Source organism: Dehalococcoidia bacterium (genome assembly GCA_035310145.1).
Taxonomy (GTDB): domain Bacteria; phylum Chloroflexota; class Dehalococcoidia; order CAUJGQ01; family CAUJGQ01; genus CALFMN01.
This window is the reverse complement of the sequence record DATGEL010000114.1, coordinates 1-17,246: the sequence shown is the minus strand read 5'-3', so window position 1 is coordinate 17,246 and position 17,246 is coordinate 1. Positions and strand designations below refer to the sequence as shown.

Sequence of the window (17,246 nt, the reverse complement as noted above, 5' to 3'; positions counted from 1 at the left end):
CCCTGGCCCCTCTCCCAAGCCTGGGCGAGGGGAACGGCGTTCCGGAGTTGCGGGGCAGAAGGCGGGCACCTATTGGCAGCCCGCGGAACCGGGTGGTTCTCTGGCTACCGATAGATCGCCAGCACGGCGGCGGCGGTGATCAGCCAAAGGGCGACACAGGCGAGCAGCGGCAGATCGCGTACGAGCAGGTCCTCGGGGCTGCCGCCCTCGTCGCGGCGGTAGACGAGGAACAGGTAGCGGAAGATGCCGTAGAGCACGAACGGCACCGTCACCATCATCGCGTGGTTCGTCGGCAGGTTCTCGGCCGTGAAGGTGTAAAGGCTGTAGGCGATCACCGTGGCCGCGGCGACCGTGCTCGACATTTGGTCCAGTAACGGCACGGAATAGGCAGCCAGCGCCGGCCGGTGATGAACCGCCTCGGCGTCGAGCAAGAGCAGCTCGTGGCGGCGCTTGTTCACGGCCAGCAGCAGGGCGCCGAGCACGGTGCAGAGGTAGAGCCAGGGCGAGACCGGCACGGCGATGGCGAAGGCGCCGCCCATCGCCCGCAGAGCGAAGCCGGAGGCGATCGCCAGCACGTCGAGGATCACGGCCTGTTTCAACACGAACGTGTAGGCCAGCACCAGCAGGCCGTAGCCGGTGATCGTCGCCTCGAAGCGCCAGCCGAGCGGCACGCCGGCGAGCAGCCCCGCGGCGTAGCCCGCGAGCGCGGCGTACACGGCTGGCCTCGCCGCCAGGGCGCCGGAGGCGATCGGGCGGAGCCGCTTGCGCGGGTGCAGCCGGTCGGCCTCGATATCGCGCAGGTCGTTGACCAGGTAGCCGGCCGCGGAGACGGCGCAGAACGCTGTGAAGGCGAGCAGCGAGCGCCCCAGCAGCGGCAGCCAGGTGTCGGGATAGAGCGGGCGCCAGGCCAGGCGCACCGTAAAGACCAGCGGCGCGAAGACGACGCCGTTCTTGACAAACTGCTTCGGCCGCAACGCCAGCAGCAGCGCGGCGATCGTCTGCAGCCGCGACGCGGCCGCGGCAGCGGGGGCGCACGGCACGGCCGGCCGCTTGCCTTCGGCTTCTGAGAGGGAGCTGGTCAACGAGCCTCCGCGGGCCGCGGGCTGCCCCGATTAGCCCGTGAACTCCACGACCCGGCCTCCCGTCAACTCTACCAGCAGATCCCGCCCAATGCGGAAGACGGTGTTCGCTGTGCCGGCCGCGGCGAAGAGCTCGCCGTAGCGAGCGAACGAGGCGTCGATCACCGTCTCGATGCGCACTGGATGGCCGAGAGGGGGCACACCGCCGATCGGGTAGCCGGTCGTCTCGATGACCTCCTCCGGCTTCGCCAGTCGCAGGCGCTTGCGCGGCACGCCCAGCAAGATGGCCAGTAGCGGCACATCCGCCTTGCGGTCGCCGGCCACCAGGGCCAGCACGGGCCGCTCACCGGCGATGAAGAGCAGGCTCTTGACGATCTGCCCCAGCTCGCAGCCCGCCGCCGCCGCCGCGCCCTCGGCCGTTGCCGTCGAACCGGCGTGGATCTCGACGTGCAGGCCGGGGTGCAGCGCCGAAATCGCCGCCTGCACGCGCGCGGCGGGGTCGTCGGCCATCGCCTCGGCCTCCTCCCTGCGATGGTAGGGATGCGGGCGAAGTGGGGCAACGCGCCCGGGCGTTGAACCGCCGTCAGCAGGTCGTTACCGTGAGACGGGATGGCGAAGCAGCGGCTCGATCTGGCGCTCGTCACGCGTGGACTCGCCGCCTCGCGCGAGCAGGCGCGTGCCGCCGTCGAGGCCGGGCAGGTGCTGGTGGAGGGCCGGCCGGCGATCAAGCCGGCGATGCTGGTGCCTGCCGCGGCCGATCTGGCGGTGATCGCGCCTCCGCGCTACGTCAGCCGCGGCGGCGAGAAGCTTGAGCACGCGCTGCGGCGGTTCGGCATAAACGTCTCCGGCCTCCGGACCGCGGATGTGGGCGCCTCGACCGGCGGCTTCACCGATTGCCTGTTGCAACACGGCGCCGCGCGCGTCTACGCAATCGATGTGGGCTACGGCCAGCTCGACTACCGCCTGCGCACCGATCCGCGCGTGGTGGTGATGGAGCGGGTGAACGCGCGCCATCTCGACGCGTTGCCGGAGCTGGTTGATCTCGCCGTGGCGGACGTCTCTTTCATCTCGCTGACCAAGGTGCTGCCGGCCGTCGTCGCGTCGCTCAAACCGCGGGCGGAGCTGGTGGCGCTGCTGAAGCCGCAGTTCGAGGCGCGGCGTGGCGAGGTCGGTCGCGGCGGCATCGTGCGGGACCCGCTGCTGCACGCGGCGGTGATCGGGCGCTTCGTCCACTGGCTTACGGCTCAGGGCTACCGTATTCTTGGACTTGCGCTCTCTCCCATCCGCGGCGCCTCCGGCAATCGGGAGTTTCTGATGCATCTGCAACGACCGGACGCGGCCGCGTGAGATACCAGAAGGCAGGCATCCTCTACCACCCGCACGAGGCGGCCGCGTTCACGCTGGCACAGGATCTGGCAAAGACGGTGCTGCATCGCCTCTCGCCCTGGCTCGCGCCCACCGGCGACGCGGCGCAAGTCGCGGCGCACCTGGATGGAACCGATCTGGCCGTGTGCGTCGGCGGCGACGGCACCGTGCTCTGGGCGGCCCGCACCGTGGCGCCGCAGGGCGCGCATATCGTCAGCGTGAATATGGGCCGCCTGGGTTTTCTCAGCGAGCTGGCGCCGGAAAGCGCCGCCGAGCAACTCAGCGCCATCCTCGACGGCGCCGGCATGCTGGACGAGCGCTCGTTGGTCGAATGCGTCCTCGCCGGAGAGGACGGGCGTGAGCGGGTTAGCGCGCTGGCCCTCAACGACGTCGTCGTCTACCGCGCGGCGCCCGGCAGGCCGATGGACTTCTCGGTCGCGATCGACGGCGTGCACCTGGCCCGGCTGCGCGCGGACGCCCTGATCGTCTGCACGGCCACAGGCAGCACCGCGTATAACCTCTCGGCGGGCGGGCCGGTGCTGATGCCGCAGTCTCGCGACCTGGTGCTCACCGCGGTAGCGCCGCATCTTTCGCGCATGCGCCCGTTCGTGTTGCCGGGCGACGCGTCGATCGCGATCAGGGTTGAAGACCAGAGCCAGGGCGTGGTCACGGCCGACGGCGAAGCGCTGCGCACGCTCGACGCGGGCTGCGCGGTCGTCTGCCGCCGCTCGGCGCACACGGCCGCATTTATTCGCATGGGGCCGCCCAGCGAGTTCTTCGCCCGCCTGGCCGACCATCTCAACCTCTCGACACAGGGCCGCGAGTCGGGCCGGTGAACCGCATGGCCGCGTTCCGCCGTGCCGGCGACGAACGGCGGCAGCTTCAGGCCGTAAGATAGAAGCTGGCGCGGCGCCGGCTGCCGTTCCCTGCCGCGCCGGCGAAGGCTGTACCACCGGTCGTGGTCGCCGCGGAGCGCGGGTGTGCTGCTCGAACTCGACATCAGGGATTTCGCCATCGCCGAGCACGTGCGGCTGCCGCTTGGCCCCGGCCTCACCGTGATCACGGGCGAGACCGGCGCCGGCAAGAGCATCCTGATCGACGCGCTGCACCTGCTGCTCGGCGCCCGGGCGGACGCGGGCACCGTCCGTGCCGGCGCGGCCGCCGCGCACGTCGAGGGCGTGTTCACGCTGGACGACGATGCGCTCGGCGAAGGCCTGCGCGAGCAGCTCGACGAGGCAGGAGTCGCCGCGGAGGACGAGACGCTGATCGTGAGCCGCGACGTTTCGCTGGACGGCCGGGCGCGTTCGGCCGCACGCGTGAACGGCCGCGCCGTGGTGCAGACTCTGCTCGCCTCGCTGGGCACGCGCCTGGTCGACATTCACGGCCAGTCCGATCACGTCAGCCTGCTGCAGCCGGCTACGCATATCGAGCTGCTGGACCGTTTCGGCGGCGCGGGCGAGGCGCGCCGCGCCTTCGCCGAGCCGGCTGCGCGCCTGCGCGGCGTGCGAGCCGAGATCGACCGGCTGGTTTCGGACGAGCGCGAACGGGTGCGCCGCCAGGAGCGGCTGCGCTTCGAGGCGGAAGAGATCGAAGCCGCCGAGCTGCGCCCCGACGAAGAAGATGAGGTACGGGCCGAGCGCCAGTTGCTCGCCAACGCCGAGCAACTGGCGGAGCTGGCCGACGCCGCGCACGCCGCGCTGGCCGGGGGCGGCCGCGGCGCGGCGGCGATCGACAGCCTGGGTCGTACGGCGGATCTGCTCGGCCAGCTCGCGGCGCTGGACGAGCGCATGAGCGACGACGCGGTGACCGCATCGGGATTGCAGGAGCAGGCGAGCGATCTCGCGCGTAAGCTGCGCGCCTACCGTGACGCCGTCGAGTTCAATCCTGCGCGCCTGGCCGCGGTGGAGGAGCGGCTGACGCTGCTCAACACGCTGAAGCGCAAGTACGGCGCCACGATCGCCGCCGTGATCGCCTACGGCGAGGAGGCGTCGCGCGAACTGGCCGAGCTAGCGGGCAGCGAGGAGCGCGTGGCGGCGCTGCGGGCGGAAGAGCGAACCCTGCAGGCTGCGCTCGGCGAGCGGGCCACGGAGCTGAGCGCCCGGCGCGAGCAGGCGGCACGGCGGCTCGTGCAGGCCGTGGAGCACGAGCTGGCCGACCTGCGCCTGGCTGAAGCCCGCTTCGCCGTGCAATTCACCAGGCGAGCCTCGGCGGATGGGCTGGCCTGTGCGCTGCCGCTCGCAGCCGTGATCGAGCACGGTTCGGTCGAGGCGGCGCCACCCGCGGACGCGCCGCTCGCCTTCGACCAGAGCGGCGTCGATCGCGTCGAGTTTCTGGTCTCGCTGAATCCAGGCGAGCCGCTGCGGCCGCTGGCGCGCGTGGCCAGCGGCGGCGAAACCTCGCGGCTGATGCTGGCGCTGAAGAGCGTGCTGGGCGAGGCGGACGCGGTGCCCACGCTCGTGTTTGATGAGATCGAAGCCGGGCTCGGTGGGCGCTCTGCCGGTGTGGTGGCGCAGAAACTCGCGGCGCTGGCCCAACGCCACCAGGTGATCTGCATCTCGCACCTGCCGCAGATTGCGGCGGTTGCCGGCACGCATCTCGTCGCCGTCAAAGAAGTGCGCGGCGGACGCACGCGCGCCTCGCTGACCGCGGTGAGCGGCGAGGCGCGTATACATGAGCTGGCGGCGATGCTTGGCGGCGCAACACCGGCTAATCTCGCCAGCGCGCGCGAGCTGCTTGGCATAACTGGAGAAAATCGCGCTCGCAACCCCTCACCTGCGGCATCCACCGAAGGGAGTAGACTGTTCAGCTGAGACGATATTGCGATATACTCCCTCTGCCGACCATTTCGGCACCGCGGAAGGAGGGGGCCGACCCATGCAGCGAGATGCCGTGACCTGTCCGTCCTGTTCGACGCAGGTGTCGCTCGCGCCGATCCACGCGAGCAACGATGGCGAGTCCCGCATCTCGACGGGAACGGTGCTGAAGAAGTGCCCGACCTGCCGCAAGTGGGCCTGGATGAATCCGGTAGCGCAGGGAGCGACATAAGGGCGATGCCTGACGAGCAGGCCGGCGCAATCACGATTTCGACCAACGGCACGGCGCCGCCGCACGCCCCGGTCGTGACGATCGAGAAAGCGTGCGCCGCCGATGCCGAGGCGATCCATGCCCTCGTCACCCACTTCGCCGACCGCGACGAGATGCTCCACCGGCCGCTGAACGAGGTCTACGAGAACCTGCGCGATTTCTACGTGGCGCGCGTGGACGGCGAGTTCGCCGGCTGCGTGGCGCTGCATCTCTGGTGGGCAGACCTGGCCGAGATCAAGTCGCTCGCCGTGCGCGAGGATCGCCAGCTCAAGGGCATCGGCTACCGGCTCGTCTCCGCCTGCCTGGAAGAGGCGCGACGCCTGGGCCTGGCGAAGGTCTTCGCCCTGACCTACAAGCCCGGCTTCTTCGAGAAGCTTAACTTCTCCGTGGCCGACGTGATGGAGTTTCCACGCAAGGTCTGGAACGAGTGCTACCGCTGCCCCAAGTTCGCCAACTGCAACGAGATCGCCGTCGGCATCGATCTGAGCGTTGCGCCGGCAACGCAAGCCCTCGCCCCCTAACGTCATGCGCGTGCTCGTCACCGGCGCCACCGGCTTCGTCGGCAGCCACGTCGCTGAGCGGCTGCTGGCCGAGGGTCATGCCGTCCGTGCCCTCGTGCGCCCGCGCAGCGACGTGGCCTTCCTCCGCGCGTTGGCGGTCGAGCTTGCGCCAGGCGACGTGACGGCGCCGGAGACGCTGGCCGTGGCGGCCGCGGGTTGCGAGGGCATCGTGCACGCGGCGGCGATTGTCGGTGGCTGGGGCCGACCGGAGGCGTACTTCCGCGTCGGCGTGCTGGGCACGCGCAATCTGCTGAATGCGGCGCGGGCCGCCGGCGTGCGGCGCTTCGTCCACCTCAGCTCGATCGCGGTCTACGGCGACGATCTCGACGGCCGCCTCTTGCGCGAAACCGATCCCTACGGCTACCGCCCCGCGCCCTGGAACCACTACGTGCGCGAAAAGGTGCAGTCGGAGCAACTCGTCTTCTCCTACCAGACGCGCGGCTGGCTCGAAGCCGTCGCCGTGCGCCCATCCGTGATCTGGGGCGCCCGCGACCGCACGGCGTTTCCCGCCGCCGTCGCGCTGGTACGCAGACCCTTCGCCGCGCTGATCGGCAACGGCCGCAACCGAATCCCCTGCGCCGGTGTGCGTGACGTGGCGGACGTGGCCGCGCTGGCGCTGACGCTGCCGCAGGCAGCTGGCCGCGCCTACAACGTTTCCAGCGCCCAACAGATTACCCAGCGCCAGCTCTACCGCCTAATCGCCGGCACACTCGGCCGGCGAGCCCCGCGCCTCTCGGTTCCGTTGCGCGTGGCATACGCCCTGGGTGCGGTGTGCGAGGGCGCGTACCGCCTGGGGCGCCGCGACGGCCCGCCGCCCGTCACGCGCTTCAACGTCGAACTGATCGCCGCCGACCTGCGCGTTGATTGCAGCGCTGCACACGACGAGCTCGGCTGGCGCGAGCAGCACCCGGTGCCGCAGGCGATCGCGGAGGGCGCAGCGTGGTTCAATGCGCGGCAAATGCGTGTTGCCGACTCCCCCACCGCTGGACAGGTCGACGATAACCAGGCGCGGCGGGCCACCACGGCACGGTAGCTCATACCGTTGAGCTTGTTCCGGACCGCACGGCTGCCAGACGCCGCGTCGCGGCCGCGCCGGCCGGGCCGGCTGATTGCTCCTACCTCGCGCCTTGCGTAGCGTGAGGCCGGGGAGGGCCGCGCCGCATGGCCGAGCAGACGCTGCACAGCGAGCGCATTTACGACGGAAAGGTTGTGAAGCTGCGCGTCGATCGCGTGCGCATGGATGGTGGGCGCGAGGTGCAGCGTGAAGTCGTCGAGCACGCGGGCGCCGTCGCAATCGTGCCGATCGACGCCGACGGCCGCGTGCTGCTGGTGCGTCAGTATCGCACGCCCGCCGGCCGGGCGTTGCTGGAGGCGCCCGCGGGCGGTCTCGACGCTGACGAGCAGCCGGAGGCCGCGGCGCAGCGTGAGCTGCAGGAGGAAACCGGATATCGTGCGGCGACCATTCGCCGCCTGGCCGGCTTCTACACGGCCCCGGGCTACTCCACCGAGTTCATCCACGTCTATCTGGCCGAAGGGCTGAGCGAAAGCAAGCTCGCCGCCGACGACGACGAGCAGATCGAGGTCGAGCGCCACACCCTGGCCGAGGCGCTGGCAATGATCGCCGACGGCCGCATCTGCGACGCCAAGTCGATCATCGGCCTGCTGGCTTTTGCGCGATTGCGTCCGTCCGCGTCCGCATAACGGCCGGGGGCTTGCCGCGGAACGCCGCGCCGCCCGAGGGGTTTTCCGGTTGAGCCAGGAACCACCGCGCAGTACGATCGGTCCCGGCGAGCGCGGGGCACCGCCCGCGCTCACCGCCGATGCTGAGGAGGGCTGCCGATGGCAACGGAAGCGGCGGGGGTGAGACAAGGGCGCTCCGGTCCCCGCACCGAGCGGCGCGACCTGTGGTGGGTCTTGCCCCTGACCGTCGTCGTCGTCTTCACCGCGTTCATCGTCTACACCACCTGGGCGGCGCTGCAGGATGCGAACTACTACCGCAATCCCTACCTGTCGCCGTACTACTCGCCCTGCCTGGCCACGCACTGCGTGCACAAGACCATCGGGATCATAGGCTCCTGGTGGGCGTTGTCGCCGGCGATCCTGATCCTCGCCTTTCCCGGCGGCCTGCGCCTCACCTGCTACTACTACCGCAAGTCGTACTATCGCTCTTTCTGGCTGGCGCCGCCGGCCTGCGCCGTGATGGACGCGCGGAAGGGGTATACGGGCGAGACTCGCTTTCCACTGGTGTGGCAGGCCATTCATCGCTGGTTCTTCTGGGCTTCCCTGGTCGTGATCGCCTTCCTGTGGTGGGATGTGATCGAGGCGTTTCAGTTCCACGACGGCTTCGGCATCGGCCTGGGCACGGTGATCATGCTCGTCAACGTGATCCTGCTCTCGCTGTACAGCCTCTCCTGCCACTCGTGCCGCTATCTCGTGGGCGGCTACCTGGATCGCTTCTTCAAGGCGCCCGTCCGCTATCAGCTGTGGCGCGCCTCGAGCCGGATTAACGCCCGCCACGCCGCCTTTGCCTGGGTCAGTCTGTTCAGCGTCGCGCTGACCGATCTCTATATCAGACTCGTCGCCTCGGGCACGATCCACGACGTGAGGTTCTTCTGATGGCTGCCGCGGACCAGTTCGAGACGCACGAGTATGACGTGATCGTGATCGGCGCCGGCGGCGCCGGCTTGCGGGCGGCGATCGAGGCGTCCGCCCAGGGCGCGCGCACGGCGCTGATCTGCAAGTCCCTGCTCGGCAAGGCGCACACGGTCATGGCCGAGGGCGGGATCGCCGCGGCGATGGGCAACGTCTGGCCCGAGGACAACTGGAAGGTCCACTGGCGCGACACGATGCGCGGCGGCAAGCTGTTGAACAACTGGCGCATGGCGCAGATCCACGCGCAGGAGGCGCCCGATCGCGTGCTGGAGCTGGAGGAGTGGGGGGCGCTGTTCGACCGCACCAAGGACGGCCTCATCCTCCAGCGCGACTTCGGCGGGCACCGCTACGCGCGCCTGGCGCACGTCGGCGACCGCACCGGCCTCGAAATGATCCGCACCCTGCAGCAACACGCCGTGCACAAGGGCCTCGACGTCTTCATGGAATGCACGATGCAGCGGCTGTTGAAGGACGGTGACCGCATCAGCGGCGCCTTCGGCTACTGGCGTGAAAGCGGACGCTTCGTGCTGTTCAAGTCGAAGGCGGTTGTGCTGGCGACGGGCGGCATCGGCAAGGCGTGGCGCATCACCTCCAATTCGTGGGAATACACCGGCGACGGCACGGCAATGGCGCTGGACGCCGGCGCCGACCTGATCGATATGGAGATGGTGCAGTTCCACCCGACGGGGATGGTCTGGCCGCCGAGCGTGCGCGGCATCCTCGTCACCGAAGGCGTGCGCGGCGACGGCGGCACCCTCAAGAACTCCGAGGGTGTCCGCTTCATGTTCAACTACATCACCCCCTACTTCGCCGCCGAGACGGCCGACAACGAGCGCGAGGCCGACGCCTGGTACGCGGACAAGCGGAACAACCGCCGCACGCCCGACCTGCTGCCCCGCGACGAGGTGGCGCGCGCGATTAACGCCGAAATCAAGGCAGGCCGGGGCAGCCCGCACGGCGGCGTGTACCTTGACATCGCTTCGCGCCGCGACCCCGATTACATCCGCAAGCGCCTGCCGTCCATGTACCACCAGTTCAGGGAGCTGGCCGGCGTCGACATTACCAAAGAGCCGATGGAGATCGGCCCGACCTGCCACTACGTGATGGGCGGCGTGCGTGTGGATGCGGACACGACCGCCTCGACGGTGCCGGGACTGTTCGCCGCCGGCGAGGTTGCGGGCGGCATGCACGGCGCCAACCGTCTGGGCGGCAACTCGCTCTCCGATCTGCTGGTGTTCGGGCGCCGCGCAGGGCTGTACGCGGCCGAGTACGCGAACGCCCTCGCCGCCGCACCCGTGGTGAACGATGACGATGTGGCGGCCGCCGCCAAGGAGATGCTGTCGCCGTTCGAACGCTCCGGCGGCGAGAACCCGTACGCGATTCACGGCGATCTGCAGGACTGTATGCAGGCGCTGGTGTGTCTGATCCGCGTCGAGCCGGAGATGCGGGAGGCGCTGGGGAAGATCGCGGCGTTGAACGAGCGGCTGCAGCACGTCACCGTCGAGGGGAACCGGCAGTACAACCCCGGCTGGCACCTGGCGATGGACCTGCATTCCATGCTCACCGTGGCCGAGGCAGTGACGCGCTCGGCGATCGAGCGCAAGGAGAGCCGCGGCGGGCACACGCGCGACGACTTCCCCGATCCCGACCCGAAGTTCGGCGCCGTGAACGTGGTGACGCGCAAGCGGCAGGAAGCGCTGACCATCTGCCAGGAGCCCCTGCCCGCCATTCCCGACGATCTCAAGCCCATCCTGGAGGAGAAGCAATGACGGCCGGCGCCGAGTTTACGATGCGGGTCTGGCGCGGTGACGCGGCCGGCGGCGCCTTCCAGGATTTCCGCATGGCCGTGGGCGAGGGCATGGTCGTGCTCGACGTGATCCATCGCATCCAGGCGGAGCAGGCGCACGACCTCGCCGTGCGCTGGAACTGCAAGGCCGGCAAATGCGGCTCGTGCAGCGCCGAGGTCAACGGCAAGCCGCGGCTGATGTGCATGACGCGCATGGACATCTTCGAGCCGGGCGAAACGATCACGATTGCGCCGATCAAGACCTTCCCGCCGATCAAGGACCTGGTGACGGACGTCTCCTTCAACTACGAGAAGGCGAAAGCGGTGCCGGCGTTCAAGCCGAAGGCCAAGGAGCCGGACGGCACGCGGCGGATGTACCAGGAGGAAGTGGACCGGGTCCAGGAGTTCCACAAGTGCATCGAGTGTTTCCTGTGCCAGAACGTGTGCCACGTGATTCGCGATCATCCGGAGAACAAACCGAACTTTGCGGGGCCGCGCCTGTTCGTGCGCTATGCGGCGCTGGAGATGCACCCGCTCGATACCAATGACCGGCTGGCGCTGCTGAAGCAGAAGGCCGGGCTGGGCTACTGCAATATCACCAAGTGCTGCACCGAGGTATGTCCGGAGGGCATTCATATTACCGATAATGCGATCATCCCCCTGAAGGAGCGGGTGGTGACCGAGTTCAACGATCCGGTGGTGTGGCTGCTGCGCACGGTCACCGGGCACCGACGCAGGGGCGGTGCGGACTCGGGAGGTTAAGCCCGCCGAGCGCCGTGGCGCACGCTCTGCGTGCGCGAGCTGCGAAGCAACCACCGGCTTCGTACTGGAGTTCGGTTCAGCATCCCGCCGCGGAAAGGCAGTGGAACGGCATGGCGGAGCGATCCTGCCGTGTATTCGGCCCCGGCGAGGGGCAGCGCTATGAGGCCCGCGGCAGCGTCATGCACTTCAAGGCCGGGTCGCTGAGCACCGGCGGCCGTTTCTCGCTGATGGAGCGCACGCTTCCCCCTGGAGGGCGCATGCCGCCGCCCCACGTCCACGTGGATTGTGACGAGGCCTATTACGTCCTGGACGGTCGGGTGACGTTCATCCTGGAAGGCGTGGAACGGACCGAGGGTGCGGAGACGTTCGTGCTCGTGCCCGGCGACGCGGCGCATACGTTCGGCAATCGCTCGGCCGCGGCGGCGCGGCTGCTCGTGCTGCACTCGCCGCCGCTGGATGGCTACTTCGCCGCGCTCGACGCGCTCTGGCGCAGTCCGCGGGCGCCGTCGGTCGAAGACGAGCGCGCCCTGATGAGTCGCTTCGGAATGCGGCCCGCGAAGGCGACCCCGCGTTCACTTCGGCCCCGGAGACGTACGGCGCGGCCACGGACGCCTGCATGAGCGGAGGGTTAAGGGTGTTGCAGCACGACATCCTCGTGATCGGCGCCGGCCTCGCCGGCATGCGTGCCGCGGTGCGGGCGGCCGAGATCCCAAAGATCAACGTCGCCGTGCTCAGCAAGGTCCACCCGCTGCGCAGCCACTCCGGCGCGGCCGAGGGCGGGATCAACGCGGCGCTCACGCCGGAGGACAGGTGGGAGGACCACGCCTTCGACACGGTCAAGGGCAGCGACTACATCGGGGACCAGGATGCGATCGAGTTCATGTGCGAAGAGGCGCCGGCGGAGGTCTACTGGCTGGAGCATGCCGGCACCCTGTTCAACCGTGACAAGGCGGGCGATCTCGATATCCGCGCCTTCGGCGGAGCCGTCCGCCCACGCACGGCCTTCGTGCACGACATCACCGGTCACGCGCTGCTGAACACGCTCTACGAGCAACTCACCGCCCGCGGCATCAGCGTGTACGAGGAGTGGTTCGTCACGCGGCTGATCGTGGAGGACGGCGTCTGCAAGGGCGTCGTCGCCTGGGACGTGATCAACGGCGGCCTGAACGTGATCCAGGCGAAGACCGTAATCATGGCGACGGGCGGCAACGGCCGCATCTACCACGGCCGCACGACCAACGCCTGGAGCTGCACCGGCGACGGCATGTCCCTGGCCTATCAGGCCGGCGCGCCGCTGGGCGATATGGAGTTCGTGCAGTTCCACCCGACCACGCTGAAGTCCAACGGTGTGCTGCTGACCGAGGCGAACCGCGGCGAGGGCGGCTACCTGCGCAACGCACTGGGCGAGCGTTTCATGGCCAACTACGCGCCGGAAAAGATGGAGCTTGGCCCGCATGACCTTGTCTCCCGCGCCGAGACGATCGAGGTGCTGGAAGGGCGAGGCATCGATGGTTGCGTGCTGCTCGATATTACGCACCTCGGCGAAGCGAAGATCATGCATAAGCTGCCGAGCACGCGCGAGCTGTGCGAGGCGTTTCTCGGCATCGATCCGGTGCACGAGCCGGTGCCGGTGCGGCCCGGCCAGCACTACACCATGGGCGGCATCCGCACCAACCGCTACGCCGAAACGGAGATCCACGGCCTCTATGCCGCGGGCGAGTGCGCCTGTGTCTCCGTGCACGGCGCCAACCGGCTCGGCGCGAACTCGCTGCTCGACACGCTGATCTTTGGCCGCGTCGCCGCCGAGCGCGCCGCCGAGTATGCGCGGTCGACCGCCTATCAGACATTCTCCGACTCCTGGTTGACGAGCGAAGAGGAGCGGATCAAGGGCTACGTCGGTCGCACGGGCGGCCAGAAGCTCGCGACGATTCGCAACGAGCAGGGCATCGCCATGGCGGAGGGTATGGGCGTCTTCCGCACGCCGGAACGCATGCAGCGGGCGCTGGAGAAGATCAAGGAGCTGCAGGAGCGCGTGCAGCAGGCGCCGATCGACGACAAGGGCGCCATCTTTAACACCGATCTGCTGGGCGCAGTTGAGCTCGAAAACATGCTGGAGCAGGCCGAGATCATCTGCCTGGGCGCGATCGCGCGCAAGGAGAGCCGCGGGGCCCATTCACGCCTCGACTTCGACAAGCGGGACGACGAAAACTGGATGAAGCACACGCTCGCCTACCTGGGCGAGGGCGGCCCGCGCCTGGCGTACGGCCCGGTGACCGTGACACACTACCAGCCGGAAGAGCGCAAATACTAACCTGCGGCGCGGAGCCTGCCGGCCCACGGCCGGCGCAACGGAGAGTTCGACCATGGCGCAGGTCCAGGTGAAGGTGCTGCGCTACGATCCGCAGCGGGATGCAGAGCCCCACCATCAGGATTTCACCGTCGAATATGTGACGGCGACGACGATCCTCGATACACTCGTGGCGATCAAGGAGTTTCAGGACGGCTCGCTGACCTTCCGTCGTTCCTGCCGGCAGGGCATCTGCGGCTCCTGCCCGATGCGCGTCAATGACCGCGAGCGGCTGACCTGCATGACGCGCGTGGCCGAGGTGATCGGCGACAACGGTGGCGAGTTGCGCATCGAGCCGCTGGCGAATCTGCCCGTGCTCAAAGACCTGGCCGTCGATCTGAAGCCCTTCTTCGACAAGTACCGGGCAATTTCGCCCCACATCATCCACGCCGCAACGCGCGAGCTGCCGGAAAAAGAGTTCCGGATGAGCGACGAGCGCACGACGCACCTGCAGCAGTTCGGCGCCTGCATCCAGTGCGGCGCCTGCTACTCTTCCTGTCCAATCGTGGCCACCGATGACGACTATCTCGGCCCGGCCGCGCTGGCGAAGGCATACCGTTTCGCCAACGATCCGCGCGACGACGGCCGCACGGAGCGGTTGAACCTCGTCGGCGACGAGGCCGGCATCTGGCGCTGCCACACCATCTTTAACTGCACCGAGGTTTGCCCGAAGGGCGTGGAGCCGACCTACGCTATCCAGCAGCTCAAGCGCATGAATGTGCGCAAGCGGCTGGGGTTCGGCTAAGCGCGGACCCTCCCGCGCGCAACTCTGACTCCGGAGCGCAACGCATGGCCAGCATCGCCCGCCGTCGTCCGCCGAGTGTGCCGGGAACCCACTTCCGGCCTGGCGCCATCGAGACCGGCACCGTAGCCTTCATCTTTCACCGTATCACCGGCGTTTTCCTCACGATCTACCTGATGACGCACCTCGTGGTGATCGGCCAATCGGTGCGATCGAAAGAGGCGTTCAATGCGGCGCTGCACTTCGTGGGTCAGCCCGTGTTCGTCTTCCTCGACGCCGGCCTGGCGGGCATCGTGACCTATCACGCGCTGAACGGCCTGCGCATCGTCGGCTTCGATCTGGGCTGGGGCATACGCCGGCAGAAGCTGCTCTTCTGGATCGCCGTCGTCCTTGCCGTCGCGGTGTTCCTGGCCTCGCTGATCGCGGCGCACGAGCTGCTGTAGAACACGCGTGGAGGCGACCGGTTATGGCCGTCGTGATTCGGCGCGAGGGCGCGGGGCCACTCTCTCTCCGGGGGAGGCGCTCGTCGCGATCGTTTTGGCCGTGGTTTCTGCAGCGCGTCACGGGCGTGGTGCTGGTGGTGCTGATGTTCGTGCACATCGCCGTGAACCACTTCGGCAACCTGAGCAAGGATCTGACGAAGGGCGGGCCGCGGGGGGGCGATCTCATCCGCTTCCAGGACGTGGCCTACCGCCTGGACCACGTGGCGATCACCTGGCTGTGGTGGATCGTCGACGTCTCGCTGCTCGCCTTTGTGCTCTTTCACGGCTTCAACGGCATCCGCAACATCGCCATCGATATGGGCATTACCGGCCGAGCCGAGCGCGTGGTCACCGGCTTCCTGACGCTCGTTGGCCTCGTCGGCCTCGTCTTCGGCGTCATGGCGCTGCTCGCCTTCCGCAAGTATGCTCCGTAGGCTGCACGGGGTCGGCCCATCCGTCCGCACGGAAGGCGGCGCGGTCCGACCTTCGTCATCGAGCCAGCGGACGACGGGTGAGCGCAGCCTCGCGGCTTGACAAGCCGTGCAACGCTGGTACATCGTGTATCGGGCTTCGTGTTGCGGAATCGCGGCATTGCGATCGATCCGCGATTTCTTGCATACGCTGCGCAGCGGTCATGCCCCGCCGGGCACGAGCCGATGCGCTGAGCGACGGAGAAGGCGCATTATGCGGAGTTGGATTCGGGTGTACGGTGTCTCTGGCTTCACGCTGGCCGCGCTGCTGCTGCTCGACGGACTGATCAGCGGCGCCGCAGTGCAGGCAGCTCCGCCGGCGCACTGCCCCGGTGCCGGCGTTCCCGCCAGCGGCGCGGTCGTCCGCGGCGGCCTGATCGTGGACGGCGTCTGCCAGCTCAGCCAGGCGACCATCGACGGCGGCGTGACCATCACCACCAACGGGCATCTCATCTTGCTCGGTTCCACAGTAAATGGAGGGGTGACCGTCAACGCCGGCGGGGAGTTCGACAGCGGTACGACGAATGGCTTCGATTTCGCGGCTCCCTCAACGATTCATGGTTCGGTGGTCGATCAGCACGGCGTCGACCTCGACATACATGGCGGCACGGTCGACGGAGGAGTCACGCTGAACGGCGCGGGTGCATTCGACCACCCAACGATTTGCGGCGCGACGGTTCACGGTGATGTCACCGTCGAGAACATGGGCGGCTCGTTGGGCGCCGTGGTTGGCGATGTCGAAAACGATGCCGCGGTGGGCGTCTGCCACGCCAACCAGATCGACGGCACGGTGCGCGTTCTCAACAGCCCGAACCTTCGCATCGAGGTGGAAGCCAACCGTATCCGTGGGGCCGTGCTGATCGACAACAGCACTCCCTCGCTGAGCGGCAACACCATTACCGGCAGCGTGTCGTGCACCGGCGGAGCACAGCTCCACGTCTGGGATGCCGACGACACGAATCAGAACAGCGTGACCGGGGCGAACACCTGCCTGTAGGCAACGTTCTGCCGGGCTGCTCCGTCAGCCCATGCATGGCCTTGGCCGAGGAGACGATCGCACGCCCGTCGTCCGGGCCATCTAGGTCGTGGGCCTCGTCGCCGACATCATGGCGCTCGCCGCCTGCCGCACGCGCGCCATAGGCGGCAGGACACACCGGGAGAGCCGTCCGCTCGGGCCTTCCCTGGCGGACCGGTTCCAGCGGGAAAAGCAACGGCCGGCGCGATGCGCCGGCCGTTGCTTGCTATTCAGTTGGGGGACGATGCGCCCTGATTACCAGCGCGAGCCGCGGTCGCTGTAGCCGCCGCTGCGCCGGCCGCCGCTCGACGAGCCGGACTGGCTGCGGAAGCAGTCAGAGCAGTACACCGGCTTGTCGCCGCGCGGCTGGAACGGCACCTTCGCCTCCTTGCCGCAGCTGGAGCAGGTGGCCGAGAACATTTCGCGCTGGCCGCCGTAACCGCCGCTGCCGCTGCCGCCGCCGTAGCCGTCGCGCTCGCTGCGTCGCCGCGCGCGGCAGTCCGGACACCGGCCGGGCTCATTGGTGAAGCCCTTCTCCGCGTGGAACTCTTGTTCCCCAACGGTGAAGGTAAATGCTGCGCCGCAGTCGCGGCAGGTGAGGGTTTTGTCAACGAAATTCATCCGATGACCTCCACATTGTTCTGGCAAGCTTCGGTCATCGAGCACGGAACGGGGAAGTACCCAGCACCGAGGGTCGCTGAAGAAGAATTGCTAAACCAATACTAGCACATCCACTGCGATTGTGCGCCGTCGCCAGCAAATTGGGTGTGCCCAGAAGTTGTGGAAGCACGGTGCAGGGATGAGACGGAGGCGAGGCGTGGCGATGCAGTAGGGTAACGAGGAAAACAGAGCGACCGACCGTAGTGAGGACGGTCGGTCGCGCAGGAAGGGGCCGATGACTT

18 protein-coding genes are annotated in these 17,246 nt (G+C 68.4%); 15 read left to right on the top strand and 3 right to left on the bottom strand.

Going from position 1 to position 17,246, the window contains the following annotated elements; all coding sequences use genetic code 11:
* Window positions 1-104: 104 nt before the first annotated feature.
* Both VKV26_21360 and VKV26_21355 read right to left on the bottom strand, forming a co-directional pair.
* Window positions 105-1,082, bottom strand: a complete 978-nt coding sequence (locus VKV26_21360; protein HLZ72462.1) for a decaprenyl-phosphate phosphoribosyltransferase — start codon at window positions 1,080-1,082, stop codon at window positions 105-107.
* 30 nt (window positions 1,083-1,112) lie between these two features.
* The gene (locus VKV26_21355; protein ID HLZ72461.1) at window positions 1,113-1,589 is read right to left on the bottom strand and encodes a YbaK/EbsC family protein; all 477 of its coding nucleotides are present in this window, start codon (window positions 1,587-1,589) and stop codon (window positions 1,113-1,115) included.
* Window positions 1,590-1,688: 99 nt separating this feature from the next.
* Between VKV26_21355 and VKV26_21350 the strand changes: the two genes are divergently transcribed.
* The 15 genes from VKV26_21350 (at window position 1,689) to VKV26_21280 (ending at window position 16,326) form a co-directional block, all read left to right on the top strand.
* A complete protein-coding gene (locus tag VKV26_21350; GenBank protein HLZ72460.1) occupies window positions 1,689-2,426 on the top strand; it encodes a TlyA family RNA methyltransferase in 738 nt (245 codons plus the stop codon).
* A complete protein-coding gene (locus VKV26_21345; GenBank protein ID HLZ72459.1) occupies window positions 2,423-3,280 on the top strand; it encodes an NAD(+)/NADH kinase in 858 nt (285 codons plus the stop codon). The genes VKV26_21350 and VKV26_21345 overlap by 4 nt, the downstream gene beginning before the upstream one ends.
* Window positions 3,281-3,424: 144 nt before the next feature.
* Window positions 3,425-5,254: a DNA repair protein RecN gene (recN, locus tag VKV26_21340; protein HLZ72458.1), complete on the top strand. Its 1,830-nt coding sequence runs from the start codon at window positions 3,425-3,427 to the stop codon at window positions 5,252-5,254.
* Window positions 5,255-5,494: 240 nt separating this feature from the next.
* Window positions 5,495-6,049, top strand: coding sequence for an N-acetyltransferase (locus VKV26_21335; protein ID HLZ72457.1), 555 nt, complete (start codon window positions 5,495-5,497; stop codon window positions 6,047-6,049).
* Window positions 6,018-7,121 (top strand): NAD-dependent epimerase/dehydratase family protein, encoded by a 1,104-nt coding sequence (locus tag VKV26_21330; GenBank protein ID HLZ72456.1) that lies wholly within the window; start codon window positions 6,018-6,020, stop codon window positions 7,119-7,121. Before VKV26_21335 ends, VKV26_21330 begins: the two co-directional genes overlap by 32 nt.
* A 128-nt stretch (window positions 7,122-7,249) precedes the next feature.
* Window positions 7,250-7,789, top strand: coding sequence for an NUDIX hydrolase (locus tag VKV26_21325; GenBank protein HLZ72455.1), 540 nt, complete (start codon window positions 7,250-7,252; stop codon window positions 7,787-7,789).
* A gap of 138 nt (window positions 7,790-7,927) precedes the next feature.
* Entirely contained in the window at window positions 7,928-8,704 is a 777-nt protein-coding gene (locus VKV26_21320) for a hypothetical protein (protein ID HLZ72454.1), read from the top strand.
* A complete protein-coding gene (locus tag VKV26_21315) occupies window positions 8,704-10,509 on the top strand; it encodes a fumarate reductase/succinate dehydrogenase flavoprotein subunit (protein HLZ72453.1) in 1,806 nt (601 codons plus the stop codon). Before VKV26_21320 ends, VKV26_21315 begins: the two co-directional genes overlap by 1 nt.
* Window positions 10,506-11,288: a succinate dehydrogenase/fumarate reductase iron-sulfur subunit gene (locus tag VKV26_21310; protein HLZ72452.1), complete on the top strand. Its 783-nt coding sequence runs from the start codon at window positions 10,506-10,508 to the stop codon at window positions 11,286-11,288. Before VKV26_21315 ends, VKV26_21310 begins: the two co-directional genes overlap by 4 nt.
* 110 nt (window positions 11,289-11,398) lie before the next feature.
* Window positions 11,399-11,908, top strand: coding sequence for a cupin domain-containing protein (locus tag VKV26_21305; GenBank protein ID HLZ72451.1), 510 nt, complete (start codon window positions 11,399-11,401; stop codon window positions 11,906-11,908).
* 14 nt (window positions 11,909-11,922) lie between these two features.
* Window positions 11,923-13,599 (top strand): FAD-binding protein, encoded by a 1,677-nt coding sequence (locus VKV26_21300; protein HLZ72450.1) that lies wholly within the window; start codon window positions 11,923-11,925, stop codon window positions 13,597-13,599.
* Window positions 13,600-13,651: 52 nt separating this feature from the next.
* Window positions 13,652-14,380: a succinate dehydrogenase iron-sulfur subunit gene (locus tag VKV26_21295; protein ID HLZ72449.1), complete on the top strand. Its 729-nt coding sequence runs from the start codon at window positions 13,652-13,654 to the stop codon at window positions 14,378-14,380.
* A 44-nt stretch (window positions 14,381-14,424) separates the two neighbouring features.
* Entirely contained in the window at window positions 14,425-14,820 is a 396-nt protein-coding gene (gene sdhC / locus VKV26_21290) for a succinate dehydrogenase, cytochrome b556 subunit (protein ID HLZ72448.1), read from the top strand.
* 23 nt (window positions 14,821-14,843) lie between these two features.
* Window positions 14,844-15,293, top strand: coding sequence for a hypothetical protein (locus VKV26_21285; protein ID HLZ72447.1), 450 nt, complete (start codon window positions 14,844-14,846; stop codon window positions 15,291-15,293).
* A 157-nt stretch (window positions 15,294-15,450) separates the two neighbouring features.
* A complete protein-coding gene (locus VKV26_21280; protein HLZ72446.1) occupies window positions 15,451-16,326 on the top strand; it encodes a hypothetical protein in 876 nt (291 codons plus the stop codon).
* A gap of 273 nt (window positions 16,327-16,599) precedes the next feature.
* Here the strand turns inward: VKV26_21280 and VKV26_21275 are convergent, their stop codons facing one another.
* A complete protein-coding gene (locus VKV26_21275; protein HLZ72445.1) occupies window positions 16,600-16,965 on the bottom strand; it encodes a zinc-ribbon domain containing protein in 366 nt (121 codons plus the stop codon).
* Window positions 16,966-17,246: the final 281 nt, after the last annotated feature.

What these genes read in the sequence shown, in the direction of transcription:
- VKV26_21355 (HLZ72461.1), bottom strand. Translation starts at nt 1,589, where the DNA reads ATGGCCGACGACCCCGCCGCGCGCGTGCAGGCGGCGATTTCGGCGCTG.
- VKV26_21350 (HLZ72460.1), top strand. Translation starts at nt 1,689, where the DNA reads ATGGCGAAGCAGCGGCTCGATCTGGCGCTCGTCACGCGTGGACTCGCC.
- VKV26_21335 (HLZ72457.1), top strand. Translation starts at nt 5,495, where the DNA reads ATGCCTGACGAGCAGGCCGGCGCAATCACGATTTCGACCAACGGCACG.
- VKV26_21325 (HLZ72455.1), top strand. Translation starts at nt 7,250, where the DNA reads ATGGCCGAGCAGACGCTGCACAGCGAGCGCATTTACGACGGAAAGGTT.
- VKV26_21320 (HLZ72454.1), top strand. Translation starts at nt 7,928, where the DNA reads ATGGCAACGGAAGCGGCGGGGGTGAGACAAGGGCGCTCCGGTCCCCGC.
- VKV26_21315 (HLZ72453.1), top strand. Translation starts at nt 8,704, where the DNA reads ATGGCTGCCGCGGACCAGTTCGAGACGCACGAGTATGACGTGATCGTG.
- VKV26_21310 (HLZ72452.1), top strand. Translation starts at nt 10,506, where the DNA reads ATGACGGCCGGCGCCGAGTTTACGATGCGGGTCTGGCGCGGTGACGCG.
- VKV26_21305 (HLZ72451.1), top strand. Translation starts at nt 11,399, where the DNA reads ATGGCGGAGCGATCCTGCCGTGTATTCGGCCCCGGCGAGGGGCAGCGC.
- VKV26_21295 (HLZ72449.1), top strand. Translation starts at nt 13,652, where the DNA reads ATGGCGCAGGTCCAGGTGAAGGTGCTGCGCTACGATCCGCAGCGGGAT.
- sdhC (HLZ72448.1), top strand. Translation starts at nt 14,425, where the DNA reads ATGGCCAGCATCGCCCGCCGTCGTCCGCCGAGTGTGCCGGGAACCCAC.
- VKV26_21285 (HLZ72447.1), top strand. Translation starts at nt 14,844, where the DNA reads ATGGCCGTCGTGATTCGGCGCGAGGGCGCGGGGCCACTCTCTCTCCGG.
- VKV26_21275 (HLZ72445.1), bottom strand. Translation starts at nt 16,965, where the DNA reads ATGAATTTCGTTGACAAAACCCTCACCTGCCGCGACTGCGGCGCAGCA.